The 24,527-nt window shown below is 62.7% G+C and carries 29 protein-coding genes; 17 read left to right on the top strand and 12 right to left on the bottom strand.

Annotation, left to right across the window (positions count from 1 at the left end; all coding sequences use genetic code 11):
• Positions 1 to 140 precede the first annotated feature (140 nt).
• The 6 genes from NKI99_RS02965 to aat all read left to right on the top strand — a co-directional run bounded on the left by NKI99_RS02965 (position 141) and on the right by aat (position 5,452).
• Positions 141 to 1,535: a M48 family metalloprotease gene (locus NKI99_RS02965; RefSeq protein WP_352439931.1), complete on the top strand. Its 1,395-nt coding sequence runs from the start codon at positions 141 to 143 to the stop codon at positions 1,533 to 1,535.
• Between the two features lie 61 nt (positions 1,536 to 1,596).
• The gene (locus NKI99_RS02960) at positions 1,597 to 2,400 is read left to right on the top strand and encodes a DsbA family protein (RefSeq protein WP_128304043.1); all 804 of its coding nucleotides are present in this window, start codon (positions 1,597 to 1,599) and stop codon (positions 2,398 to 2,400) included.
• Positions 2,401 to 2,548: 148 nt separating this feature from the next.
• On the top strand, positions 2,549 to 2,983 hold the full coding sequence (gene aroQ, locus NKI99_RS02955) for a type II 3-dehydroquinate dehydratase (RefSeq protein WP_013531359.1): 435 nt from the start codon (positions 2,549 to 2,551) through the stop codon (positions 2,981 to 2,983).
• 26 nt (positions 2,984 to 3,009) lie between these two features.
• A complete protein-coding gene (gene accB / locus NKI99_RS02950; protein ID WP_023812132.1) occupies positions 3,010 to 3,468 on the top strand; it encodes an acetyl-CoA carboxylase biotin carboxyl carrier protein in 459 nt (152 codons plus the stop codon).
• A 10-nt stretch (positions 3,469 to 3,478) separates the two neighbouring features.
• Positions 3,479 to 4,822 (top strand): acetyl-CoA carboxylase biotin carboxylase subunit, encoded by a 1,344-nt coding sequence (accC, locus tag NKI99_RS02945; protein WP_127291406.1) that lies wholly within the window; start codon positions 3,479 to 3,481, stop codon positions 4,820 to 4,822.
• A gap of 12 nt (positions 4,823 to 4,834) precedes the next feature.
• Complete coding sequence (gene aat, locus NKI99_RS02940; protein ID WP_352609660.1) at positions 4,835 to 5,452, top strand: leucyl/phenylalanyl-tRNA--protein transferase; 618 nt, start codon at positions 4,835 to 4,837, stop codon at positions 5,450 to 5,452.
• 28 nt (positions 5,453 to 5,480) lie between these two features.
• Here aat and NKI99_RS02935 read toward each other — a convergent pair whose 3' ends face one another.
• From NKI99_RS02935 to NKI99_RS02925, 3 genes are all read right to left on the bottom strand, one after another.
• A complete protein-coding gene (locus tag NKI99_RS02935; protein WP_127291408.1) occupies positions 5,481 to 5,867 on the bottom strand; it encodes a hypothetical protein in 387 nt (128 codons plus the stop codon).
• A 75-nt stretch (positions 5,868 to 5,942) separates the two neighbouring features.
• Positions 5,943 to 6,533 (bottom strand): DUF2155 domain-containing protein, encoded by a 591-nt coding sequence (locus tag NKI99_RS02930; protein ID WP_352609658.1) that lies wholly within the window; start codon positions 6,531 to 6,533, stop codon positions 5,943 to 5,945.
• A gap of 123 nt (positions 6,534 to 6,656) precedes the next feature.
• Positions 6,657 to 7,055, bottom strand: coding sequence for an NADH:ubiquinone oxidoreductase subunit NDUFA12 (locus tag NKI99_RS02925; RefSeq protein ID WP_013531353.1), 399 nt, complete (start codon positions 7,053 to 7,055; stop codon positions 6,657 to 6,659).
• A 229-nt stretch (positions 7,056 to 7,284) separates the two neighbouring features.
• On the opposite strand from NKI99_RS02925, the gene panB reads away from it, so the two are divergent.
• Positions 7,285 to 8,127, top strand: a complete 843-nt coding sequence (panB, locus tag NKI99_RS02920; protein WP_352609656.1) for a 3-methyl-2-oxobutanoate hydroxymethyltransferase — start codon at positions 7,285 to 7,287, stop codon at positions 8,125 to 8,127.
• Positions 8,124 to 8,975, top strand: coding sequence for a pantoate--beta-alanine ligase (gene panC, locus NKI99_RS02915; RefSeq protein WP_352609654.1), 852 nt, complete (start codon positions 8,124 to 8,126; stop codon positions 8,973 to 8,975). Before panB ends, panC begins: the two co-directional genes overlap by 4 nt.
• A 78-nt stretch (positions 8,976 to 9,053) precedes the next feature.
• On the opposite strand, the gene NKI99_RS02910 is transcribed toward panC, so the two are convergent.
• From NKI99_RS02910 to gatB, 3 genes are all read right to left on the bottom strand, one after another.
• A complete protein-coding gene (locus NKI99_RS02910; RefSeq protein WP_023812139.1) occupies positions 9,054 to 9,398 on the bottom strand; it encodes a VanZ family protein in 345 nt (114 codons plus the stop codon).
• Positions 9,399 to 9,478: 80 nt separating this feature from the next.
• The gene (locus NKI99_RS02905) at positions 9,479 to 9,967 is read right to left on the bottom strand and encodes a GNAT family N-acetyltransferase (RefSeq protein WP_128304039.1); all 489 of its coding nucleotides are present in this window, start codon (positions 9,965 to 9,967) and stop codon (positions 9,479 to 9,481) included.
• A gap of 4 nt (positions 9,968 to 9,971) precedes the next feature.
• Positions 9,972 to 11,471, bottom strand: a complete 1,500-nt coding sequence (gene gatB / locus NKI99_RS02900; RefSeq protein WP_128304038.1) for an Asp-tRNA(Asn)/Glu-tRNA(Gln) amidotransferase subunit GatB — start codon at positions 11,469 to 11,471, stop codon at positions 9,972 to 9,974.
• Positions 11,472 to 11,751: 280 nt separating this feature from the next.
• Between gatB and NKI99_RS02895 the strand changes: the two genes are divergently transcribed.
• On the top strand, positions 11,752 to 12,009 hold the full coding sequence (locus tag NKI99_RS02895) for a YjhX family toxin (protein WP_352609652.1): 258 nt from the start codon (positions 11,752 to 11,754) through the stop codon (positions 12,007 to 12,009).
• Between the two features lie 48 nt (positions 12,010 to 12,057).
• Here NKI99_RS02895 and NKI99_RS02890 read toward each other — a convergent pair whose 3' ends face one another.
• Positions 12,058 to 12,489: a CBS domain-containing protein gene (locus NKI99_RS02890; protein WP_023812142.1), complete on the bottom strand. Its 432-nt coding sequence runs from the start codon at positions 12,487 to 12,489 to the stop codon at positions 12,058 to 12,060.
• Between the two features lie 87 nt (positions 12,490 to 12,576).
• Positions 12,577 to 13,335 (bottom strand): rhomboid family intramembrane serine protease, encoded by a 759-nt coding sequence (locus tag NKI99_RS02885; RefSeq protein WP_352609650.1) that lies wholly within the window; start codon positions 13,333 to 13,335, stop codon positions 12,577 to 12,579.
• A 229-nt stretch (positions 13,336 to 13,564) separates the two neighbouring features.
• On the opposite strand from NKI99_RS02885, the gene NKI99_RS02880 reads away from it, so the two are divergent.
• The 7 genes from NKI99_RS02880 (at position 13,565) to NKI99_RS02850 (ending at position 21,364) form a co-directional block, all read left to right on the top strand.
• On the top strand, positions 13,565 to 14,605 hold the full coding sequence (locus NKI99_RS02880) for a substrate-binding domain-containing protein (protein WP_352609647.1): 1,041 nt from the start codon (positions 13,565 to 13,567) through the stop codon (positions 14,603 to 14,605).
• A 134-nt stretch (positions 14,606 to 14,739) separates the two neighbouring features.
• Positions 14,740 to 15,996 carry an LVIVD repeat-containing protein gene (locus tag NKI99_RS02875; protein ID WP_023812145.1) on the top strand — a complete coding sequence of 419 codons (1,257 nt, stop codon included), beginning with the start codon at positions 14,740 to 14,742 and terminating at the stop codon, positions 15,994 to 15,996.
• Between the two features lie 72 nt (positions 15,997 to 16,068).
• Positions 16,069 to 17,598 carry a sugar ABC transporter ATP-binding protein gene (locus tag NKI99_RS02870; protein WP_352609645.1) on the top strand — a complete coding sequence of 510 codons (1,530 nt, stop codon included), beginning with the start codon at positions 16,069 to 16,071 and terminating at the stop codon, positions 17,596 to 17,598.
• Positions 17,595 to 18,611 (top strand): ABC transporter permease, encoded by a 1,017-nt coding sequence (locus NKI99_RS02865; protein ID WP_128304034.1) that lies wholly within the window; start codon positions 17,595 to 17,597, stop codon positions 18,609 to 18,611. Before NKI99_RS02870 ends, NKI99_RS02865 begins: the two co-directional genes overlap by 4 nt.
• Positions 18,612 to 19,057: 446 nt before the next feature.
• The gene (locus NKI99_RS02860) at positions 19,058 to 19,690 is read left to right on the top strand and encodes a PAS domain-containing protein (RefSeq protein ID WP_023812148.1); all 633 of its coding nucleotides are present in this window, start codon (positions 19,058 to 19,060) and stop codon (positions 19,688 to 19,690) included.
• Positions 19,691 to 19,866: 176 nt separating this feature from the next.
• A complete protein-coding gene (locus NKI99_RS02855) occupies positions 19,867 to 20,484 on the top strand; it encodes a PilZ domain-containing protein (RefSeq protein ID WP_023812149.1) in 618 nt (205 codons plus the stop codon).
• A 271-nt stretch (positions 20,485 to 20,755) separates the two neighbouring features.
• On the top strand, positions 20,756 to 21,364 hold the full coding sequence (locus NKI99_RS02850) for a transglutaminase-like cysteine peptidase (RefSeq protein WP_352609642.1): 609 nt from the start codon (positions 20,756 to 20,758) through the stop codon (positions 21,362 to 21,364).
• 145 nt (positions 21,365 to 21,509) lie between these two features.
• On the opposite strand, the gene NKI99_RS02845 is transcribed toward NKI99_RS02850, so the two are convergent.
• Together NKI99_RS02845 and NKI99_RS02840 are read right to left on the bottom strand one after the other, a co-directional pair.
• Positions 21,510 to 22,037: a gamma carbonic anhydrase family protein gene (locus tag NKI99_RS02845; RefSeq protein ID WP_352609640.1), complete on the bottom strand. Its 528-nt coding sequence runs from the start codon at positions 22,035 to 22,037 to the stop codon at positions 21,510 to 21,512.
• A gap of 19 nt (positions 22,038 to 22,056) precedes the next feature.
• Positions 22,057 to 22,398 carry a DUF6949 family protein gene (locus NKI99_RS02840; RefSeq protein WP_352439925.1) on the bottom strand — a complete coding sequence of 114 codons (342 nt, stop codon included), beginning with the start codon at positions 22,396 to 22,398 and terminating at the stop codon, positions 22,057 to 22,059.
• Between the two features lie 125 nt (positions 22,399 to 22,523).
• Between NKI99_RS02840 and NKI99_RS02835 the strand changes: the two genes are divergently transcribed.
• On the top strand, positions 22,524 to 23,249 hold the full coding sequence (locus tag NKI99_RS02835; protein ID WP_352439924.1) for a hypothetical protein: 726 nt from the start codon (positions 22,524 to 22,526) through the stop codon (positions 23,247 to 23,249).
• A 62-nt stretch (positions 23,250 to 23,311) separates the two neighbouring features.
• On the opposite strand, the gene NKI99_RS02830 is transcribed toward NKI99_RS02835, so the two are convergent.
• Together NKI99_RS02830 and cysE are read right to left on the bottom strand one after the other, a co-directional pair.
• Positions 23,312 to 23,515, bottom strand: a complete 204-nt coding sequence (locus tag NKI99_RS02830; RefSeq protein WP_013531334.1) for a DUF3126 family protein — start codon at positions 23,513 to 23,515, stop codon at positions 23,312 to 23,314.
• 150 nt (positions 23,516 to 23,665) lie between these two features.
• Positions 23,666 to 24,514: a serine O-acetyltransferase gene (gene cysE / locus NKI99_RS02825; protein ID WP_352609639.1), complete on the bottom strand. Its 849-nt coding sequence runs from the start codon at positions 24,512 to 24,514 to the stop codon at positions 23,666 to 23,668.
• Between the last annotated feature and the right edge of the window lie 13 nt (positions 24,515 to 24,527).

Below are 24,527 nucleotides of genomic sequence, written 5' to 3'. Positions count from 1 at the left end.
CAGTATTCCCGATGACTGACGGCGCCAGGCACTGGCGCATGTGCCGCACAAATGCCCGATTGATGTGAGGATCACAAGTTGAGGAAGTTTCCGGCGCCGACTTTTCATCTTTCGCCCGCTCGTCTACCAGTGGAGCCATCATGTTGAGCCGACCCAGATCGACGATTGCCCAGGCAGCGCGCGTCTTCGCGACGCTTTCGCTTGGCGTTGCCGTTGCAATGGCGAGCTCGGTCAGTGCCTTCGCCCAGAACGTGCCGGTGGTGCGCGACGCCGAGATAGAGGCGCTGGTGCGCGATTACGCGCGGCCGATCTTCAGGGCGGCCGGCTTGGCGAATGACGGCATCGACATCGTTCTGGTCAACGACCAGAGTTTCAACGCCTTCGTCACCGGGCGCCGGCTGTTCATCAACACCGGCGCGCTGATGACGGCTGAAACGCCCAACGAGATCATCGGCGTCATCGCGCACGAAGCCGGCCATATCGCCGGCGGCCACCAGCAGAAGCTGCGCGACCAGCTCGAACGAGCCAAGACGATGGCCGTCATCGCGACATTGCTTGGCGCCGGCGCCATTGTCGCCGGTGCCACAACCAGCAGCCGCGGTCTCGCCGGCGCTGGCATGGGCGTGGCCGCTGGCGGCGGCGAGATGGCACAGCGCAGCATCCTCGCCTATCAGCGCACCGAGGAGATGACGGCCGACCGCTCGGCGATCACCTATCTCAACGCCACCGGCCAGTCCGGCATGGGCATGCTGAAGACATTCCGCCGCTTCCAGACCGCACTTTCGCTTTCGGGCGCCCAGGTCGATCCGTATCGGATCAGCCATCCGATGCCGCAGGACCGCATCGCCAATCTCGAAGTGCTGGTGAAACAGGACCCCAATGTCGACAGGCCGGACCCGCCCGCGCTGCAGCAGCGCCATGACATGATGCGGGTGAAGATCGCCGTCTACATGGAAGGCCAGGCGGCCGCGTCGCGGCTGATGCGAAAGATGCAAGGAACCCTCGCCGCGCAGTACGGCGATGCCCAGTCGACCTACCTGTTCGGCAACATCGCCGCCGCTCTCGCCAAGACCAATGCACTGATCAAAGCGCAGCCGAAGAATGCCTACTTCCAGGAACTGCGCGGCGACATCCTGATGAAAGCAAACAAACCCAAGGAAGCTGCGGACGCTTACGCCAAGGCGGTCAGCCTCGATTCGGCTCGGTCCGGTCTGCTGCCGGTGTCCGTGGGTCAGGCGCTGATGGCCGTCGGCACGCCCGACTCCCTCAAAAAAGCCGTCGTGCAGATCAACAATGGCCTCGGTCGCGACAAGGAAAATTCAGCCGGATATCGCTATCTGGCACAGGCCTATGGCGAGTTGGGTGACATACCTGGCGCGGAACTTGCCACCGCCGAAAGCCATTTCTATTCCGGCAACTACAAGGATGCGAAGATTTTCGCCATGCGGGCGCAACAGCAGATGAAACGCGGCGAGCCGCGCTGGCTTCGCGCCCAGGATATCATAAACTACAGGCCGTCAACCAAGATCAAGTGAACCTTCCGGTCGCGCGCCACGACATAGCCAGACCGGAAAACAGGTAGAAGGAACAGGAACGATGAAAAAGGCACTGCTGCTGGGCACCACGGGGGTTGCGGTCGCCCTGGCCATGCTGGCTTTCGGATTCGTTGCCGGAAACCCGCAGATCGCCAAGGCCGGTACCGCGCAGCCGGTCGAGACGGCGGCGGCCGATACCAAGATCGACCGCACCGAGGTCGAAGGCATCATCCGCGACTATTTGTTGAAAAACCCGGAAGTCCTCCTGGAGGTCCAGGATGCGCTTGAGGCCAAGCAGAAGGAAGAGCAGCGCATCGCTCATCTCGGCGTGATCAAGGATGCCAAGGACCAGATCTTCAACTCCGCCTTCGACGGCGTCGTCGGCAATCCCAACGGCAAGGTCACCATCGTCGAGTTCTACGACTACAATTGCGGCTTCTGCAAACGCGCCATCGACGACATGCAGGCGCTGACCAAGACCGATCCGGACCTGCGTTTCGTGCTCAAGGAATTCCCCATCCTCGGACCGGATTCGCAGAAGGCGAGCGTGGTCTCGATGGCCTTCCACCTGATGCACCCGGAAAAGTACGGCGAGTTCCACAATGCGTTGCTCGGCGGCCAGGGGCGCGCCACCGAGGCGGCGGCCATGAAGGTCGCGCTATCGCTCGGTGCCGACGAAGCGGCGCTGCGCGAGAAGATGAAGGACCCGACAATCAACGAGGCCCTCGCCAAGACCTACGATCTTGCCAACAAGCTGGCGATCACCGGAACGCCGTCCTATGTCGTCGGCAACGAGGTGGTGTTCGGGGCGCTCGGGCAGGAAGTGCTGGCAGAAAAGATCGAGGCGGCGAAAGCCGCGCTCTGATCTTGCTCGCCAGCTATTTCTCACGGGCACATTTCCGCCTGTTGTGGACAGTGAAAGAACGCACTTGCGCTCTTTCCGCGGGCGGCTATGCCCATTATAGAGGGCCCAGCGCGCCGGCTTGATGACGGCGCCGGGAAAGGTCGGCTTTTTGAAAACGGTTTTCGTCCTGAACGGTCCCAATCTCAACGCGCTCGGCAAGCGCGAGCCGGGCATCTATGGCGGCAAGACGCTTGCAGCGATCGCCGACGACTGCAAGCAGGCAGGCACGGCGCTGGGGTTCGAGATCGATTTCCGCCAGTCGAACCATGAGGGCGACCTTGTCGACTGGATTCAGGAAGCCGGCGACAAGGCTGTCGGCATCGTCATCAATCCGGGCGCCTACAGCCACACCTCGATTGCCATCCACGACGCCATCCGCGCCGTCGCACCGTTGCCGGTGGCCGAAGTTCATCTTTCCAACATCCATGCGCGGGAACCATTCCGCCACGTCTCCATGGTCGCGCCGGTCGCCGTCGGCATGATCTGTGGCTTTGGGCCGCTCGGCTATACGCTGGCGCTACAGGCGCTGGCCGCACGCCTATGACCGGCCAACAAACAGAAGGCTCGAAAATGTCGATAAAGAAGACCGGTGTTGACCAGCAACTGATCCGCGATCTGGCGGGCATACTGAACGACACCAACCTCACCGAGATCGAGGTTGAACTGGGCGACCTGAAGGTGCGGGTCTCGCGGCAGGCGCCAGCTGTTCATGCAATCGCAGCGCCGCAGCAGGCCTATGCGCCGGCAGCAGCGCAAGCTGCCTCCGTAGCTCTGCCCGTTGTGGCAGATATTTCCAAGAACGCAGTCACCTCGCCGATGGTCGGCACAGCCTACCTGGCGCCGTCGCCGGACGCCAAGGCATTCATCGAAGTCGGCCAGAAGGTCAAGGAAGGCCAGACGCTGCTGATCATCGAAGCAATGAAGACGATGAACCAGATCCCCTCGCCACGCGCCGGCACGGTGACCGCGATCCTTTTCGAGGATTCGCAGCCGGTCGAATATGGCATGCCGCTCGTCGTGATCGAGTAGAGCGGGCCTGATGTTTCAGAAGATCCTCATCGCCAATCGCGGCGAAATCGCCCTCCGGGTGCTGCGCGCCTGCAAGGAACTCGGCATCCAGACGGTGGTGGTGCATTCGACCGCCGATGCCGACGCCATGCATGTGCGGCTCGCGGACGAGAGCGTCTGCATCGGTCCGCCGCCATCGCGCGACAGCTATCTCAACATCCATCAGATCGTTGCGGCCTGCGAAATCACCGGCGCCGACGCCGTGCATCCGGGCTACGGCTTCCTGTCGGAGAACGCCAAGTTCGCCGACATACTGGCCGCGCACAACATCACCTTCATCGGTCCGTCCGGCGACCATATCCGCATCATGGGCGACAAGATCGAGGCCAAGCGAACCGCCAAGCGCCTCGGCATTCCGGTTGTGCCCGGTTCGGACGGCGCCGTCACCGACCAGAAGGAAGCCAGGCGCATTGCCTCCGAAATCGGCTATCCCGTGATCATCAAGGCATCGGCCGGCGGTGGCGGTCGCGGCATGAAGGTCGCCCTCACCGAGGCTGACCTGGAGATCGCCCTGCAGACGGCGAGCACGGAAGCCGGTGCCGCCTTCGGCGACGATGCCGTTTATATCGAAAAATACCTGGAAAAGCCGCGCCATATCGAGGTGCAGGTGTTCGGTGACGGCTTTGGCCGCGGCGTGCATTTCGGCGAGCGCGACTGTTCCTTGCAGCGCCGCCACCAGAAGGTCTGGGAAGAGGCGCCCTCGCCCGCCCTCAATGCCGAAGAGCGCGCCCGCATCGGCGGCATCTGCGCCAAGGCCATCGCCGATCTCGGCTATTCCGGCGCCGGCACGATCGAGTTCCTCTACGAGAATGGCGAGTTCTACTTCATCGAGATGAACACGCGCCTGCAGGTCGAGCATCCGGTGACGGAAGCGATCACCGGCATCGATCTCGTGCATGAGCAGATCCGCGTCGCCTCGGGCGGCGGCCTCTCGGTGAAGCAGGAGGACATCAAGTTCAACGGCCACGCCATCGAATGCCGCATCAACGCCGAGGACCCGCGCACCTTCACCCCCTCGCCGGGCACGATCACCCATTTCCACACACCGGGCGGCTTGGGCATCCGTGTCGATTCCGGCGTCTATTCCGGCTACAAGATCCCGCCCTACTATGACAGCCTGATCGGCAAGCTGATCGTGCATGGGCGTAATCGTGTCGAGTGCATGATGCGCCTGCGCCGCGCCCTGGACGAGTTCGTCGTCGATGGCATCAAGACGACGTTGCCGCTGTTTCGCGATCTCGTCGGCAATGCCGACATCGCCAATGGCGATTATGACATCCACTGGCTGGAAAAATACCTGGCCAAGGAAGACTAGCGCGGAGACGCGATGACCCGCCCCTACGCGCCCGGCTATCGCATCCCCACCGACCTGTTGCTCAAGGCATACGCCTCGGGCGTCTTCCCGATGGCCGAAAGTGCCGGCGACCCGGAGGTGTTCTGGGTGCGGCCGGAGACGCGCGGCATCATTCCGCTCGATGGTTTTCACGCGCCGAAAAGCCTCAGGAAAACGATCAGGAAGAACCCCTTCGACATCCGTTTCGATTTCGATTTCGAAGCGACCATCGACGGCTGCGCCGAAAAGCGCGTGGAACGGCGCTCGACCTGGATCAATGCGCCGATCCGCGAAGCCTATGTCGAGTTGCATCGGAGAGGCCATTGTCATTCGGTCGAGGCGTGGCGCGAGGACCGGCTGGTCGGTGGCCTCTATGGCGTGTCGCTCGGCCGGGTGTTTTTTGGCGAGAGCATGTTCGCCAGGGAGACGGACGCTTCCAAGACCTGCCTTTTCTATCTCGTGGAGCGCTTGAAGGCACGCGGATTCGCGCTGCTCGATACGCAGTTCACCACCGAGCACCTCAAGCGTTTCGGCGCCGTCGACGTGCCGCGCGGCAAATATGAAAAGATGCTGGCCGACGCGCTGAAGGGCGAGGCCGTATTCTATCCCTGACGCCCAATTCTATCCCTGAAGATTGAGCCTACTTCCCAGTGGCGGCTTCCAATGGCGTCTGCGAATGGAACATCATCTTCCAGCCGTTGACGCGATGGACATAGCCGGTGCTGACCAGCGCGGCGTAAGGTTCGCCGTTCTCGCGTGTCGCATGTGCCTCGTAGGTCAGCATGATGATGTCGCTGCCCGGCTCGATAATACCCTTGAGGTCGATTTTCAGGTCGCGCCAACGGTTGGGCTTGGTTGCGGTCTTGGCGAGATCCGCATTGTCCATCGCCTGTGCCATCTGCGGAAACGCCACCAGGCATTCGGTGTCGGCATTGGCCGCATAGTAGGCCGCGTCGCCCGTCCAGAATCCCTTTTCGAGTTCCAGCAACTCTGCCTTGCCGGCCGTGATCCGCTTGCTGTCTGACATCGGAAGATCCTCCCTGCGCATAAATGCGCGCTCATCCGTGCCCCAACGTATGGTGGCCAGGACGGTTCCGGGGGATCAGTTGGTGTCGGTGGTATCGGGTTCCGAAGCGTCCGGCTCCGTCACGCCAGGCTCTGTCACGTCCGGAGCGGTCGCGGCTTTCGGTTTGGCCGCGGCGGGCTTGGGCGCCTCGGCTTTGGTCGAGTCTGCCTTGGCGCCATCGGGCGCCGGCACATCCGACTTCTGCTTGCAAGCCTTCAGCCAGACGTCATAGACGGCATGCTCGACGGCATTGAGGCCGGGGCTTTCGGCAAACATCCAGCCGGTGAAGATGCGGCGGATTTTGCGGTCCAGCGTGATCTCGTCGACCTCGACGAAAGAATCGGTCTTCGGCTCTTCGGTCTGCGGCCGTGAATAGCAGACGCGCGGCGTCACCTGCAAAGCACCGAACTGCACCGTCTCGTCGATATAGACATCGAAGGTGATGATGCGGCCGGTGATCTTGTCGATACCGGCAAACTCGGCAACGGCATTGGTAACCCGGTCCGCTCCCGCGGGCGGCGCCGGCGCGGGTGCCGCGGGCTCAGGCGAAGCGGCGAAGGCCACGGTGCTGACGGCAAGACCGGCGGCTAGCGCCAGACTGGCCGATATTGAGTAAGAAAAGCTCATGCAAAGATACCGGTGGTTCGCGCCCGGGTGATTCTGTCGATCGCCAAGGCTAGTCGCCGTTTTCTGATCAGCAAGCAGCTAAACACCAATTGTGGCGATAAAGGACCGGCTTGCACCCTGTCGCTACGACCCGGGTGTCCAGGCATCGTAGTCGCCGGTGACCTGCGGGCGATGCTGATTGGTCAGCACCGAGCCCTTCGGGCGATAGGCCGCCGGGCTGCCGGTCAGATTGGGCTGATGCGGCTTCTGCCAGTCGCGCGGCTTGTAGTCCTCGCTGGACGGCGCAACGTCGACGCGGTGGTGCATCCAGCCGTGCCAGCCGGGCGGTATCGCCGAAGCTTCCGAATAATTGCGGTAGATGACCCAGCGGCGCGTGCGGCCTTCCGAATCGATGCCGCCTTCGTAGTAGAAATTGCCGGTTTCGTCCTGGCCGACCTTCTTGCCGTACCGCCAGGTGTGCAGGCGGGTTCCTATCGTCTGGCTGTTCCACCAGGTGAAAAACTGCGTAAGGAAAGTCTTCATTTCAAAACCCTCGCGCCGGCAGCGCCCGTTTTCCTGCTTATGGCGTCAGGCCTTGCCGAAGGCAAGGCTTTTGCCACGGCGTGCGCGCAAATGGCTTGCCGGAAACCCGACACAAGCCTGTGATCCTGCCGGTCGCTGCATGCACGCTTGCCAAGCCTTTACGGTATTTCTAAAGCTCTGCGCGCCCATGCCTGCATCCAGCCCGGCTTGAAGCCAAAGGAGGTGACGATTGGCCACGGAATTGCCTACCACCGACATTCGCATCAGCGCCGAGGCGATTCGCCACCGCAAGGGCGGCACGCCGATCGTTTGCCTGACCGCCTATACCTATCCCATCGCCCGTCTGCTCGATCACCATGTTGACCTGCTTCTGGTCGGCGACAGTGTCGCCATGGTCCTGCATGGCCACAAGACGACGCTGGGCGCCTCGCTAGAGATGATGATTGCGCATGGGCAAGCGGTGATGCGCGGCTCGGCCAGGGCCTGCGTCGTCGTCGACCTGCCGGCCGGCAGCTATGAGGTCACGACGGCGCAAGCCGTGGCCTCGGCGCGGCGGGTCGTCGACGAAACCGGCTGCCAGGCGGTGAAGCTCGAAGGCGGCCTCGACATGACCAGCCAGATCGAGGCCATCGTCGCCGCCGGCATTCCGGTGATGGGACATATTGGCCTGCAGCCGCAATCGGTCGAGAAGGACGGCGGCTACAAGATCAAGGGCCGCACCGAGGAGGCTGTTGCGGCATTGCTTCGCGATGCGCTCGCCGTCGAGAATGCCGGCGCTTTCTCGGTGGTCATCGAAGGCACGGTCGAGAGGGTCGCCGCCGATATCAGCCGCCGCATCGCCATTCCAACCATCGGCATCGGTGCCAGCGGTGACTGCGACGGCCAGATCCTGGTCATCGACGACATGGTCGGGCTGACCGTCGGTCGCGTGCCGAAATTCGTCAAGGAATACGCGGACCTGCGCAGCGTGATCTCGCATGCAGCTGAAACCTATGCAGCCGAGGTGCGGGGCCGGACATTCCCCGGCCCCGGCCATGTCTTTTCGGCGACAAAGAACAGGGATGACGCATGAGCCAACCCGTCGTCGTCGACAGCGTGGCCGCACTTCGCGCGCAAATCCGGGACTGGCGGCGCGACGGCCTTCGTGTCGCCATGGTGCCGACCATGGGTGCACTGCATGACGGACACATCTCGCTGGTCAGGATCGCGCTCCAAAAAGCCGAGCGCTGCGTCGTGTCGATCTTCGTCAACCCGACGCAGTTCGCGCCGAGCGAAGACCTCGACAAGTACCCGCGCCAACTCAGCCGCGACCTCGACCGGCTGGGCGCGGCAAAGGCCGACCTTGCCTTCACACCGACGGTTGGCGAGATGTATCCTGCCGGCTTCGCCACGAAAATCTCGGTCGGCGGCCCCTCCGCCGGGCTTGAATCGGACTTTCGGCCGACTTTTTTCGACGGCGTCGCCACCGTGGTGGCAAAGCTCCTCCTGCAGGCAACGCCCGACTGTGCGGTCTTCGGCGAGAAGGACTACCAGCAGCTTTGCGTGGTGAGGCAGCTCTGCCGCGACCTCGACCTGCCTGTCGAGATCATCGGCGCACCGACGATCCGCGACGCGCATGGTCTCGCCATGTCGTCACGCAACGCCTATCTCGATGAGGCCGAACTGAAGATCGCCCGCCAGCTCAACGTGATATTGCGCAATACGGCTGCGGCCCTGGCGGCAGGCGCCGGCCAGAGCGACGCAACCGAAGAGGCCAGCCGCGCCCTCATCGCCGCCGGTTTCCGCGAGGTCGACTATGTCGAGGCACGCCAAAGCCTGACGCTTGCACCATGGCGTCGAAACCGCGAAGGGCGTCTTCTTGCGGCAGCATGGCTCGGCAAGACGAGGCTGATCGACAATGTGGAGGTTCCCGCTGCCTAGCGAGAAGGCTTCGGCCAGATAGACACGGACCGCGACCAAGGTCGATGGTCCCGCACTCCCGGCGGATTGCCGCCGCGCCTAGCTCTCGCTCTTTTGTCCGCCGGCCCTGACGATCAGGTGTCCCGCCACGATCCCAACCACCCCGGCAAGGGCTTTCACCAATGCATCGATGAGGCGTGCATGGCGACCGGGATCAATGAGCTGAAGCAGTTCCAGCATGCCGGCGGTCACAGCCACAAAGATCACGACCTGATACAGTCGGTTGGGAAAGCCGATCGCCAGGGCGAAGCCCAGCAGGACATAAGCCAAGGCACGCTCGACATTCGCTTCGGCGAGGTGCGGCCGCATCTGGATCGGCGACAAGGTCGCGAAAATGATGATGGCGAGCAGCGCCAGCGCTGTAATGCGGGACAGTTTGGTCATGCCCTTGCATATCCGTCGTGAGCCGGCACAGCAAACGCCGCGATGACGCATGGCTTGATCGCTCTATTCATCCCGGTGGTCTATCCCAGCGGTTTCTCGAAACTCAGCGTCGTCGGCCTTGAGGTATCACGGGACTCTTCCGCGGCACTGACAGGCAAGAACCCTTTCGACCGATAGAAGGCGATGGCACCGGCATTGGCTTCCTCGACCTCGACGCGCAGCGTTCGCGCTTCCGGGAAACTGGCTTCGACCTCGTCGAGCAGTGCTTGCCCGATCCCCCGCCGCTGACAGTCCGGATGGACGTAGAGCTGGTTCAACAGGATGATTTTCGCATCGGCGGTGGCGGCGGCGAAAGCCATGCCGCCGATCCGCTTGCCGTCATCGGCCACCAGGAATTCCGAGTTGGGCCGCGTCAGCCGCGAGCGGAGCGAAGCGATCGAGTGCCATTCGTCGGTGATCTCGGCGACTTTGGCAGCGCCATAAATGGCGTCATAGGTCGCATGCCACGTTTCCACCAGCAGCGTCCGCACAGCGGCAAGGTCGCGTTCACCTGCGGTGCGGACGAACACGGCGCTACTCGATGCCCAGCTTGGCCTTGACGAGGTCGTTGACGGCTTGCGGGTTGGCCTTGCCGCCGGTCGCCTTCATTACTTGGCCGACGAACCAGCCGGCCATGCTCGGCTTGGCGCGCGCCTGTTCGACCTTGTCAGGGTTGGCGGCGATAACGTCGTCGACGGCCTTCTCGATGGCGCCGGTGTCGGTGACCTGTTTCATGCCACGGCTCTCGACCAGTTGGCGCGGGTCGCCGCCCTCATTCCAGACGATCTCGAACAGGTCCTTGGCGATCTTGCCGGAGATGGTGCCATCCCTGATCAGATCGATGACCGCACCGAGCTGCTCGGGCGAAACCGGAGCGTTTTCAATGTCTTTTCCGGCCTTGTTCAATTGCCCGAGCAGATCGTTGATGACCCAATTGGCGGCAAGCTTGCCGTCGCGGCCGGCGGCCACCTTTTCGAAATAGTCGGCGATCGGCTTTTCCGAAACCAGGATCGAGGCGTCATAGACGGACAGGCCGAGCGACGCGATCAGCCGCGCCTTCTTGTCGTCCGGCAGTTCCGGCAATTCCTTGGCCAGCGCATCGACATAGGCCTGGTCGAATTCCAGCGGCAAAAGGTCGGGATCGGGGAAGTAGCGGTAATCATGCGCCTCTTCCTTGGAGCGCATCGAGCGCGTCTCGCCCTTGACGGCGTCGAACAGCCGCGTCTCCTGATCGATCTTGCCGCCATCCTCGAGAATGGCGATCTGCCTGCGCGCCTCGTAGTCGATGGCCTGGCCGATGAAGCGGATCGAGTTGACGTTCTTGATCTCGCAACGCGTGCCGAACTCGCCGCCCGGCTTGCGCACCGAAACGTTGACGTCGGCGCGCATCGAACCTTCGTCCATGTTGCCGTCGCAGGTGCCGAGATAGCGTACAATGGTGCGCAGCTTGGTGACATAAGCCTTGGCTTCGTCGGCCGAGCGCATGTCCGGCTTGGAGACGATCTCCATCAGCGCCACGCCGGAGCGGTTGAGATCGACATAGGACATGGTCGCATGCTGGTCGTGCATCGACTTGCCGGCATCCTGCTCCAGATGCAGCCGCTCGATGCCGACCTCGATGTCCTCGAATTCGCCCTGGCGGTCCGGGCCGACCGAAACGATGACCGTGCCCTCGCCGACGATCGGCTGCTTGAACTGCGAGATCTGGTAGCCCTGCGGCAGGTCGGGATAAAAGTAGTTCTTCCGATCGAAGACCGACTTGTGGTTGATCTGCGCCTTCAGCCCCAGGCCGGTACGGATCGCCTGCTTGACGCACTCCTCGTTGATGACCGGCAGCATGCCCGGCATCGCCGCATCGACCAGGCTGACATTGGCGTTAGGCGGCGCGCCGAACGCGGTCGATGCGCCGGAAAACAGCTTTGCTTCCGAAGTGACCTGCGCATGGACCTCGAGGCCGATGATGATCTCCCAGTCGCCGGTTGCGCCGGGGATCAGGCGTTTTGCGTCAGGAGTACGGGTGTCGATAAGGGACATGGCGGCCTGCGAACTGGAATGATGGGAAGCTGCATTAATGCACATTCTGATTTGCAACTTCGCTAGTGCAAACCGCCAAAAGAGACAAGCGCAAAGCCACGGACTGGCCTTTTCAGCCGCGTTCGCCTATAGGACGCTCATTCCAATGGAGAGTGGATGTCCACTTACGCTCAGTCCCGGTAAGGCCCTGACCTCCTGGCGAGGCAGGGCAGAAAACCGAAACCCCGTGCCGCGAAGCTTCGCGGCGGCGGCATTTTTTGTTTTCCCGGAAAACTCTCACATGGACATTTCGCGCATAGAACAGCGCATCCTGCACCTGCTCGCGCAGGGTGGACGCATTGAAATCGAAAAGAACGAGAAAAAGCGGATCGCCTCCGTCAAATGCCTGACCCGCGACGGCTGGCATTATCCGGGCGTCGATCTCGATATGTTTCGAAAACTGAAGCGTAAGAACGCGGTTTCTTCGTCGGGAGGCGGCCCTTACCGCATCACCCGGCGCGGGCTCGCGCTCGTCCGCTCCGAACTCGACAACAGGTAAACCACGGCTCCGCCGGTCGGTTCTCCGGCCGGCGGTTCGCCTCGCCGCTCAGGCGGTGGCGATATAGGCCCTGATCTCGTCGGCCTCGCGCTCGACATCCTCGATGCGGCGCTTGACCACATCGCCGATGGACACGATGCCATCGAGCATGCCGTCCTTCTCCACCGGCAGATGGCGGAAGCGGCCTCGGGTCATGATCTCCATCACCTCGTTGACGGTGTGATTCTCGTTGCAGATCTTCACCTTCGGCGTCATTGCCGAGCGCACGGCGATATCCAGCGCGGCTCCACCTTCGCGGGCGACAACCCGAACGATGTCGCGCTCTGACAGGATGCCGACGATCTTGCGATCGCCATTGGTGATGACCAGCGCACCGATCTTGTGCTCTGCCAGGATGCGGATGGCTTCGCTAAGCTTTTCGTTCGGCCCGAGCGTCAACACGTCATGGCCTTTTCTCTCGAGAATTGCCTTCACCGTCATGGCGTCCTCCTCTGCTTTGCCTGCCGGTTCCTGCCCTGACCGGCCTTCACGTAAGAGTGAACATCGTGCGCCGTGATCGGTTGCATTTCAAGTGCGGTGGTCGGTCGTCTCCCATTCAGGCGCCTGCCATCGCCTGTCGAACCAACGCAAGCCGAAGAAGCCCGCGAAAAAGCCGCCAATATGGGCCTCCCAGGCGATCTGACCATCTACCCCTGGGGCAAACCCGAGCAGGCCGGTGGCGAGATTGATGACCATCCACATGGCGAGGAAGATCACGACACCGCGCAAGCGCAATACGAATGCGATCGGCAGCACAGGGCCGGCGAAGGCGGCCTTGCCGGCCGAACGGTCGGTGCGGAAGCCGAAACGCGCCGCAGCCCCCATCATGCCTGATATCGCACCGGAAGCCCCGACCAGCGGCGCCTCACCATAAGGATGGATCGCCCAGAAAAGCGCGACCGAAGCCAACCCGGTTGCGGCAAAAAACAGCGCGAACCACAGCGTTCCCAGGCGGTTTGCCAATGGTGAACCAAACGCGGCGAGCCACACCATGTTGATGGCCAGATGCGCGAAACCGCCGTGCAGGAAAGCATAGGTGAACGGCCGCGAAAACAGGAACCAGTCGAAGCCGTATTGCCCGGTGTAGAGAACGGGGATGAAGGCCCCGTCATACAGCAATGTCATCTGCTGGGATTCGCTCAACACATATTGCTGCAACAGGTAGACGACGACGCAGATGCCGATCACCGCCAACACGACGGGTGGCAGGTTGAACACCGGCTCGCGCCGTCGTCGCTGCGCGTCGTCCATCTGTTCCGTGTCCGAAGGGTTTACCGGTTCGTTCATGCGCATCTGGTCCAGGAATTCCTGCGCGTCCTTTAGAGCAAGGATGTCCGGGTTGGAACAATTCTGTTTTCTCAACAGCGAACGCCCGGCACCGCATCGTCTTCATTTGCTACGAAACCGAAAGGAAGCGAAGTGGAAATGCTCCGGGATTTGAAAAACTCGCAATGAGCGTTCTCGGAAGCGATGGGCCTCCTCCCTAGAATGCGGCCAATTTCAAAGGGGTCTCCACATGATCAAGCATATTCTTTCGCTGGCGGCAGCCGCCGGCATAGCCGGTCTCGCCACCGCTGCTTCGGCGCAGGGCATATCCGGCGCGCCGGCACCCTTCGATAAGGGCGGCGTCAAGATCGCCGTCGTCAGCTTCCTCGGCTCCGGTGACTGGCTCCAGGCATTCGAGGCCGGCGTGAAGCGCCAGGCCGATGCGCTCGGCATCGAGGCCAACATCTCGCAGGCGCGCAACGACATCAACACCGAGCGGCAGTTGATCCAGCAGGCGATCAATCTCGGCGTGCAAGGCATCATCATCAACAACGGCCAGCCAGAAGCCATCAAGGACGTCGCACAGGCAGCGCTTAACGCCGGCATTCCAGTGGTGGCCTACGACACCAACCTCGACAACCCCAAGATCCCGCAGGTCGAGCAGTCCGATGCCGACATGGCGCGCCTCGTGCTCGACCAGGCGGTCAAGGACCAGGGCGAGAAATTCGACGGCGGCGTCCTCTATGTCGCCGGCTTCGCACCGCTCGACCGCCGTTATGCGGTGTGGAAGGATTTCGGCAAGAAGTACCCAGGCATCAAGGAAGTCGCCACCTGGGGCGTGGTCAACGACACCGTTGCCGCTTCGGTCGCCGACCAGACCAAGGCTGTGCTCACCGCCAACCCGACGCTTTCGGTCGTCTTCGCCCCATGGGACGAGTTCGCCCGTGGCGTGAAGCTCGCCATCGACGAGCTTGGCGTGGCAGACAAGGTGAAGATCTACGGTGTCGATATCTCGACCTCGGACATCCAGGCCATCCTCGAACCGAACAGCCCGTGGGTGGCGACGGCGGCAACCAACCCGGCCGTCGTCGGCGAGGCTTCGGTGCGCGCGCTGGCCCAGCTGATCGCCGGACAGAATCCCGGCCATTCGGTGCTGATCCAGCCGACGCTCGTCACCAGAAAGGACCTCGTCGACAACAACATCAAGACGATCGAGGACCTGCAGGCGAAATTCCCGGCCTTCAAGGACAGCGATGCCGCAAAGGCACCGTGGATCCCGGCGACGAATTGAGCTTCAGCGCCTTCACAAAATCAGCGATCCAAACAATCATCCCCCGGCCTGCTGGGGGATGATTGCGCCTGCCTCCGCCACACCACCCGCTGCGACAGGCAAAGTACGCCGGACCGACCTTTTGAAAGACAATTATGGTTTCTGTCCCCACCCCCGACTATTCCAGGAACATGCGCCTGATCGGTCATTCCGACCAAGGCGGGCGGCCGGACGGATTGCAGGTGATGGTGCATCGCGGCTTCGCCTATGTCGCGCATCCCTGGTCACAAGGCTTTTCCATCATCGATGTACGGGATCCCAAGAATCCGGGCGGGACGGTGTTCGTGCCCGCGCTGCCGAATACCTGGACCATCCATCTGCAGACGCATGAGGATCTGCTGTTGGTCGTCCATGCACGCGATCTGTTCGCCGACGCCGCTTTCGCGTTCGACGAGAAGGTCTACTACACCCAGTCGATCGGCGAGACGATCGGCACCGCGTCTGGTTCGGGCGCGGCGCGGACCTGGTCGGCCGGCATGGCCGTCTATGACATCTCGAAGCCGACGCAGCCTCGCCAGATCGGCTTCTTCCCGGTCGACGGCATCGGCATCCACCGCATCTGGTACGTCGGCGGGCGCTACGCCTACGTATCGGCGCTTCTCGACGGCTACAGCGACTACATCCTGCTGACGGTCGACCTTCAGGACCCGGCACGGCCAGTCGAGGCCGGTCGCTGGTGGATTCCAGGAATGCATCTTGCCGGCGGCGAGACACCCGGCTGGCCCGACGGCCGCCGCTATGCGTTGCATCATGCGGTCGTCGAGGGTGATACCGCCTATGCCTGCTGGCGCGACGGCGGGTTGACCGTCCTCGATGTCGCCGACCCTGCCCTGCCGAGGCTGATCAGCCACAGGAACTGGTCGCCGCCCTATGGTGGCGGCACCCATTCGGCGCTGCCGCTGCTCAAACGCGGCTTGCTCGTTGTCGCCGACGAGGCCGTGCTCGACCATGAGGAGGATGGGCGCAAGCTCACCTGGATCTTCGACATACGCGATCCGGCGAACCCGATTTCGATCTCGACCCTGCCGACCCCGGACGAGACCGATTACACCGCCAAGGGCGGACATTTCGGTCCGCACAATCTGCACGAGAACCGGCCGGGCAGCTTTGTGTCAGACACGCTGATCTTTGCAACCTACCAGAATGCCGGCGTGCGCGTTTTCGACATCTCCGATCCCTATCGCCCAAAGGAGACCGGGGCGCTGGTGCCGCCGGCTCCCAGCCGCATGGTCGACAAACGTCCGAATCGGCCGCAAGTGATCCAGTCGACCGACGTATTCGTCGACGCCAACGGCATCGTCTATTCGCCGGATTACAATGCCGGACTGGCGATCATGGAATATGGCGGCTGACAATTACGACCGTGCCCCGTTGGCTTGCTTGCCTTTCCCAGTTCCCGCTCAACCTGTAACCGGCTGAACCAATTGTCCCTCACCGCCGCCCCCATTGCCGTCGCTGTCGCCGGGATCGAAAAATCCTTTGGCCCGACGCGCGCGCTCGCTGGAGCCGATCTTACCGTGGCAGCCGGGGAGGTCGTGGCGCTGATGGGCGCCAATGGCGCCGGCAAATCGACTCTGGTGAAAATCCTTTCAGGCTCGCATGTACCCGACGCCGGAACGATCACCCTGGGCGGCAGGATCGTCGCCCTCGCCTCGCCCAGCGCCGCCAAGGCCGCCGGCATCGCGACCGTCCATCAGGCGACGGATCAGGCGGGGGCTGCCGGACTGACGGTCGCGGAGAATCTTCTGCTCGATGAACTTTGCCAGCCGGGCGAGCGCTTCTTCGTCTCGGCCCGGTCGATCCGCAGGCGTGCGCGCGCCATCGCGGCGCTGATCGATCTCGACCTGCCGCTCGACCGCGACTTCGTCGACCTGCGGCCGGCGGAGCGGCAATTGATCGCCATCGCCCGCGCCGTCGCGGCCAAGGCCTCCGTTCTAATCCTCGACGAGCCGACATCCAGCCTCTCGGCCACGGAAGCGGACCGGCTTTTCGCCATCATCCGGCGGCTGCGCGCGGGCGGCATGGCAATCCTCTACATCTCGCACAGGCTGGGCGACCTTGCCGCCATCGCCGACCGCGCCGTGGTCATGCGCGGCGGTCGCATCGTCGGCGCCTTTGCCAAACCGATCGATTTCCCGGCCGCCGTTGCGGCCATGATCGGGCGGACGCTGGAAGCCGCCACCCATGACGGCAAGATTTCGGCGGCCCCAATCATCGCCTCCATCAAGGGTGCGCAACTGATTCCCGGTGCGAGGCCTTTCGATCTCGATCTGCGCTCCGGCGAGGTCATCGCGCTGACCGGTACGCTTGGCTCGGGCAAGACCCGGCTGCTGCGCACACTTTTTGGTCTGGAAACGCTGGCGCAAGGCAGCTTCGTGCTCGATGGAAAACCGTGGCTTTCCAACGGGCCGGCGCGATCGATCGAAAACGGCGTCTTTATGGTCGCCGAGGACCGCTGGGCATCGTCGCTGCTACCGCCCGAGGTTCCCGGCGCCTCGATTGCCGGAACGATTGCCCTGCCACATCTGAGGCGCTGGTTTCCGGACGGCCTGCTGCGGGTCGCGCGCGAGCGCAAGGTTGCCGCCGAGGCGATCGCCCGGCTCGGCATCAAGGCGCGCGGCCCCGATGACAAGCTCGACGAGCTTTCCGGCGGCAACCAGCAGAAGGTCGTGCTCGCCCGCTGGCAGGCGGCACCTTGCCGGCTGCTGCTGCTCGACGAGCCCTTCCAGGGTGTCGACGTCGGGGCGCGTGCCGACCTGATCTCCGCAATCCGCAACAGCCAAAGCGGTTCCGCCACGCTGATCGCGACCAGCGACACCGAAGAGGCGCTGGAGGTTGCCGACCGCATCCTCGTCATGCGCGATCACTCCCTTCACGAGGCCGGTGACGGCCATGGCCCGCTGACCGACCAGATCGGCAAGGTCGAGAGCGAAAAGGCCGGAGAGCATCGATGACGAACCCGACGACGGTCCAGCAGGCCGCCCCGCGCACATCGCTTTTCCGCGAAACGCGCCGTTACGCGCTGTTCGTGCTGCTGGCACTGATGGTGATCGGCTTCTGGTACGCGCAGCCCGCCTTCATCCGCTCGGCCAACCTGTTCTCCATCCTGCAGGCGGTTTCGGTCGTGGCGATCCTCGGCGTCGGGGTCTCGATCACGATGTCGGCCGACGGCTTCGATCTCTCGGTGGGCAGCATCGCCGCCTCGTCGGTGATGGCGGCAAGCTATGCCATGGTCGTATGGCAGCTGGATGCGGCCCAGACCATGGGTCTGGTCTTGCTGATGGGCGCCTTCATAGGCCTCCTGAACGGACTGCTGATTGTCCGCATCGGCGTCCCCGATCTTCTCGCCACGCTGGCGACAATGTTCCTGCTCGCCGGCCTGCAGCTAATCCCGACCGGCGGCCGCTCCATCACCGCCGGCATGGTGCTGCCCGACGGCTCGTCCGTTCCCGGTGCTTACGATCCGGCTTTCCTGATCCTCGGCCGGTCACGGCTCTTCGACACCGTACCCCTGTCTGTCGTGGTCATGGCGGTGGTCGCCATCCTCGCCTGGTTCCTGATGGAGCGTACGCGCTGGGGACGCGTCTTCTATGCGATCGGCGGCAACGAAACGGCCGCGCATCTATCCGGCGCGCCGACCAAGGCATATCGACTCTGGGCCTATATCCTGTCCGGCACGCTTGCTTCGTTGGGAGGGCTGATCGTCGCTTCGCGTGTCGGCCGCGGCGACGTCTCGGCCGGCAACTCGCTCCTGCTCGATGCGGTGGCGGCCTCGCTGATCGGCTATGCCGTGCTCGACAAGCGTCGCCCGCATGTGATCGGCACGGTGGCCGGCGCAATTTTCGTCGGCGTCCTCCTGAACGGCCTCACCATGCTGAACGCGCCCTACTACACGCAGGACTTCGTCAAGGGTGTCGTGTTGGTTGGCGCTCTGGCGCTGACCTTCGGCCTTGGGAAGAAGCGATAGTTCACACCAGCCGACCACGGAACGCAGATTTTTCGTCGCATAGCGATCGGACGATGCCGCCTTAGCGACCGCCGGGATGGTTGCCAGCACTTGTCGGCAGGTAGAAATACACGCCCGCCGTTAACCCCGAATCGCCTGGCGCGAATCAAAAAAGAAGCCGTTCAAGGTTTCCCCTGAACGGCTGGTCGAGCCCCCTGCTCCCCTAAAACTCTGACTGAAGTGCTGCCGATCGTCGCGAAACGACCGCTTCTGGAGTGGTTTTTGTTTGCCACGGGGCTCGCTTCGACGCAACGTAAACCACTTGTTAACCTTAACGGCCCCGACCCGTGAACAAGTGTTAACGACGCTGGCACGCTTCCTGCTCCGCAACGCATGTAGGTCATCGGAGGGCGCCCTTCTGTTCACCGATGGGACATCAGACGACAGAATGCGCGGAGCAGCATAGCATGAACCAGAATGGATCGATCACGCTGTTCCAATATTGGAACCGTCTGCGTGACGGACGCCCTGCCCCGAAGCGTTCAGAGGTCGAGCCGGCCGACATCAAGTCGCTGCTGGCCGACACCTTTATCCTGGAGCGGGACACGCGCGGGCAAGCCGTATTCCGGCTCGCCGGCACCAGGCTTTGCGCCTGCTACGGCCGAGAACTCAAAGGGTTTTCCTTTCCGTCGCTGTGGCGTGAGAAGGATCAACGGCTCGTCTCGCGGCTGATCCACGGCGTCTTCGAGCAGAAGTCGGTCGTGCTCATCAGCTATGAGGGCTTCAGCCGCAACGGGCGCTCCAACAAGTTCGAACTGCTTGCCCTGCCGCTTGACGGCGGCGTCGAAAATCCACGCTGCCTGGGCGTCATCAGCGCCGTGGAGAAGCCCTTCTGGCTGGGTGCCGACCCGATCACCGACGCGTTGATCGATTCGATCCGCGTCATAGATCCGGAGAAGGAGCTCCTCAACAACCGCCCGGCGATCGATGTTCCCTCGCTCGTTCCCGATGAACTTGGAGCACCCGAGACGATCTCGGCGCTCGGCCGGGCGCGCCGCATCCGCCATCTCGTCGTCTTCGATGGCGGGCGCGAGGAATAGTCCGTTTGCGGCCTGATGCACGTCGCCCAAAACCGCGCCGCTGTTTTGGCACCACGGCCTGCAAAAAGGAAACCTTGGAGCGCCCGCTTTTTCCCTTTGTTAACCCGCTTTGTTGTACTTCTCTGATGAAGTTCCTCGCATCGGCGCGCGGGATGCCAAACGGGGTATAGGCAGTCATGAGGTCAGCGGCGGTCGACTATGCGCCGTCCCAAGCTGAAAGGCGTAACTTTCAGCGCGTCCGGGTCAAAATCTACGGACGCTTCATGCTGGAAGACCGCACCGAACACCCCTGCCAGGTCGTCGACATGTCACCGGGCAACGTCGCGTTTCGCACCGACCGCATCGGCATGCCCGGCGAAAAAATCATTGCCTACATCGATCATATCGGCCGCATCGAAGGTGTCGTCACGCGCACCTTGCAGGACGGTTTCGCGATGACCGTCATCGCGTCGGATCGCAAGAAGGACAAGCTGGCCGCGCAATTGACCTGGCTCGCCAACAAGCATGAACTCGACCTGCCGGAAGATCGCCGCCACGAGCGCGTCGCGCCGCGCAATCCGACCAGCGTGCTGCAGCTCACCGACGGCCGCCAGTACCAGTGCCGTATCATCGACCTTTCGCTCTCCGGCGCCGCGGTCGAGATCGACGTCAAACCGGCGATCGGCATCCAGGTCATGCTTGGCACCATGCGCGGGCAGGTCGTGCGTCATTTCGAGGACGGCGTCGCCATCGAATTCGCTGTGATCCAGCGCCCCGAAACGCTCGATTCCGAATTCAACACGCCACGCACCTGAGCAGGCCCGACAGCGACACTCCAGGAAACCGGCCCTTGTGGCCGGTTTTTTGTTTTCGACGCCATGACCGGCATGCTTAGCCCACTTTAGGCGGGGCTTGGGAGCCCTCCGCGCGCCGAGATTCGCGCCTCAAGATCCAAACGAATTAATACTCAAATGATTCAAATTTTATTTTTATTCTACTGGAGTTTTACTCAATATCTACTTCGCGCTTTTGCGTCAAATAAATCCACATGTGGCAATGTCTCCTTCGAACGGGGAGACTACAACAATGAAGAAAACGAGGGGCAAGCTGTTGCTGGTGGCAATGGCGATGCAGCTTTCCGCTTGGGGATCAGCATATGCCGCGGGACCGACCTATATGCACACCGGCGGACGCACCACCCAGCCTGTCGGTCATTATGAGTTCTGCCAGCGCAGTCCTGGCGAATGCAGCGAACGGACCCCGAAGGGTGCGCCGGTCGAACTGACCCGCAAACTGTGGGCGACGATCGTCAACATCAACAATTCGGTCAACACCCGCATCAAGCCGCGCACCGACATGGAAAACTACGGTGTCGAGGAATATTGGGCCTATCCGGCCAATGGCTATGGCGATTGCGAGGATTACGCGCTGGAAAAGCGCCGCGAGTTGATGGATGCGGGCGTGCCGGCCGGCAATTTGCTGATGACGGTGGCGCGCCAGCCGAATGGCGACGGCCACGCGGTGCTGACCGTGCGCACCAGCCTCGGAGAATTCATCCTCGACAATCTCGAGACCAAGGTCCTGTCCTGGACGGACACCGACTACACCTATCTCAAGCGCCAGTCGGACCAGAATTCCGGCGTTTGGGTGACGATCAATGACGGCCGCTCCGGCGCGGTCGCCAGCGTCCGCTAGAACAGAGCTCAAGCGCGCCGCGTGAATGCGAGGCGCTTCAGGAGAAACCCGGTCGAGTCCCCACCCTCCCCGTCCCCAACGACCGGGTGAAAGGAGCCGGCCCCGTCCCCGGGCCGGCTCCGCCATTTCTGGCGGAGGCTGCTCGTTAGACCTTCTTCAATCCCGCCTTGAAGCGCTTGCCGTTGGCGACATAGTGCGCCGCCGAGCCGCGCAACCTTGCCACGGCCGCGTCGTCCAGCACCCTGATCGCCTTGGCAGGCGAGCCGACGATCAGCGAATTGTCCGGGAATTCCTTGCCTTCTGTGACCAGCGCGCCGGCGCCGACCAGCGAATTCCTGCCGATTTTCGCGCCGTTCAGCACGATGGCGCCCATGCCGATCAGGCTGTTGTCGCCGATCGTGCAGCCATGCAGCAAGGCGCGGTGGCCGATCGTGCAGCCCTCCCCGATCGTCAGCGGGAAGCCGGGATCGGTGTGCATCACCGTATGTTCCTGCACATTGGTGTCGGCACCGATGACGATAGGCTCGTTGTCGCCGCGGATGACGGCGCCGAACCAGAAGCCGGCATTGCGCCCGACCCTGACGTCGCCGATCAGCGTCGCATCGGGCGCGATCCAGTTCGAGTCAGCATCGGTGAAGCTGGGCTCTGTTCCATCGATCGCATAAAGCGGCATTTCTGGTCTCCGAATCGTCTCAGCCTGGCAGCTCGAACCCTAGGAGACGGACCGTCCATGAGGCAATGGCAAGCACGACGACGCCCAGCGCCAAGGTCCACGCAATTGCCGTGCAGCCGCAGGACATCAGCGCCAACGTTGAAATGCGGCGTTGACGCCGAGCATCGATGGCATCGTTGACCAGCATGAAGGGTCCGGCACAGGCCGTGGCGAGCAGCGAGCGCAAGACATGTGACGGCGACACATAGGGTTCGGTGAAGGCGACCTTGCGGCCCGACGCCAGTTCCATAGCCGATCCGGCCAGCCCACAGGCCGTCAACCCGACGGCAAAAGCAAAGAGTGTGAGTTCCAGCGGTCCCATCTTAACTTTCCATTTACCATGAAATTGCACAGTCGTTCCATGCAGGCTGCAAGAGCCGTGCCGTGCGATGTGTGCCGCCCAGGGACACTGGAGGCGGACGGGCCGCCCGAGATCCGAGGACTGAGATGAAGCAGGCAGCGCTCGCCAACGAACTCACCGTGGTCGATTCCAGGCTGATGAAGCGGGTGCTCTACGGATTCGCGGCGCTGGCCCTGCTTTCGGCAGCGATCAGCCTTGCCGGCAAATGGTTTGGCCATTCGATCGCCATGGCCGGATACACCGACGACGCAACGGTGCACCAAGTGGTGATCGGCAACAATGTCATCACGGTCCCGGCCAACGCCATCCGTTTCGCCCAAGCCCGGCGCGACGGCATCGCCTCGCGGCTCGACCTCTATCTGCGCTATCCCCAGATGGACGGCTACAGCGAGCCGGCGCGCAACGATTTCAACCACACGGGCACAGTCAAGAGCGTCGTCTTTCTGTCCTTCGAACAGCAGATGATGTCGCGTGACATGAGTGGCCGCTTCACGCCGATCTACAGCGCGTTGATCACCCGACCCGGCATTGCCGGGCCTGGCGGCACGATGATTTATGGTTTCAACGAGAAATCAGGCTATCTGAACGAGGTGCTGGTTGTCGGCAATCGCCCCGGCAAGGAGCCGTTCGTGGCCCGTTGCCTGAGCGGGCCGAGTGCCGAGCAATCGCTGGCGCCTTGCGAGCGCGACATTCAGGTCGGCGACGAACTCAGCCTCACCTATCGCTTCCCAAGGGAGTTTTTGGGCGATTGGCAGGCGCTCGACGCGGCAATCGCCACTGAAGCCGGGCGCGTTCTGAAGGCGGGACGCTAAGAACGCTTCGAGGGAACCGGCTGGCCGGCCGCATGAGCCGACCGACCGCAAGATTTGCTGGCTCAGGCCAGATCGATGTCGAGAATTGCCATCGAAAAATTGTAATCGCCGTCGTCCTCGTCCTTGAAGACGATGCCGAGGAATTCGTCGCCGACATAGACCTCGGCCGAATCATCCTTGCGCGGCCGTGCCTTGACCTCAAGCTTGGGGTTTTGGAAGACGCGCTTGAAATAGGCGTCCAGCTTTCTGATTTCGTCCGGCTTCAACAGTCTTCTCCGATCATCGGGCTTGCTCGTTCAACGCGCTTCTGGCACGTCGACAATGGCGATGTAAAGGCAAGCGGCCTGATAAGGCGAGACAACCGCCCGCTCCTGCCCGCGGCCGGAATTCGACAGCAGACGGCGGCGCCGTGAAAATCAGATGTCGAAACTGACGACCTGATCCATCGTCTGCGACGGTAGAAGCTGGTCCATCTGGCGCGACGGCTGATCGCAGCCGGTCTCGCCGACGACGCGGGCCGGCACGCCGGCAACCGTCTTGTTGTGCGGCACCGGCGACAGCACCACCGAGCCGGCCGCGATCTTCGAGCAATGGCCGATTTCGATGTTACCGAGGATCTTGGCGCCGGCGCCGATCAGCACGCCATAGCGGATCTTGGGGTGGCGGTCGCCGCCGGCCTTGCCGGTGCCGCCCAGCGTCACGCCATGCAGGATCGACACGTCGTCCTCGATGACCGCGGTCTCGCCGACCACGAGGCCGGTGGCGTGGTCGATGAAGATGCCCTTGCCGATGCGGGCGGCCGGGTTGATGTCGGTCTGGAAGACCGAGGACGAGCGGCTCTGCAGGTAGAGCGCGAAATCCTTGCGCCCCTGGTTCCACAGCCAATGCGCCAGCCGATGGGTCTGGATGGCGTGGAAACCCTTGAAATAGAGCACAGGCATGATGAAGCGGTCGCAAGCCGGATCGCGATCGTGATAGGCCTGGATGTCGACACGCACCGTCGTCGGCCACTCCTTGTCGTCGGCCAGCATGGACTTGAAGGTCTGGCGGATGAGATCGGAGCCGATGTCCTGGTGCGCCAGCCGCTCGGCCAGCCGATGAATGACCGCCTCCTCCAGGCTGTCCTGGTTGAGGATGGTCGAATAAAGGAATGCAGCGAGCAGCGGATCGCGGTTGACAGCCTCCATGGCCTCGTCGCGGATCGAACGCCAGATCGGATCGACCGGCTTCAATGCGCTGTGTCGGGAAATGCTGATGCTGTTCATCGCCGTCTGGTCC

Origin of the sequence: Mesorhizobium sp. M0239 (assembly GCF_040321815.1) — a bacterium.
In the GTDB taxonomy this organism is placed as follows: Bacteria; Pseudomonadota; Alphaproteobacteria; order Rhizobiales; family Rhizobiaceae; genus Mesorhizobium.
The sequence above is the reverse complement of the archived record's forward strand: the minus strand, read 5'-3'. Positions and strand labels throughout refer to the sequence as shown.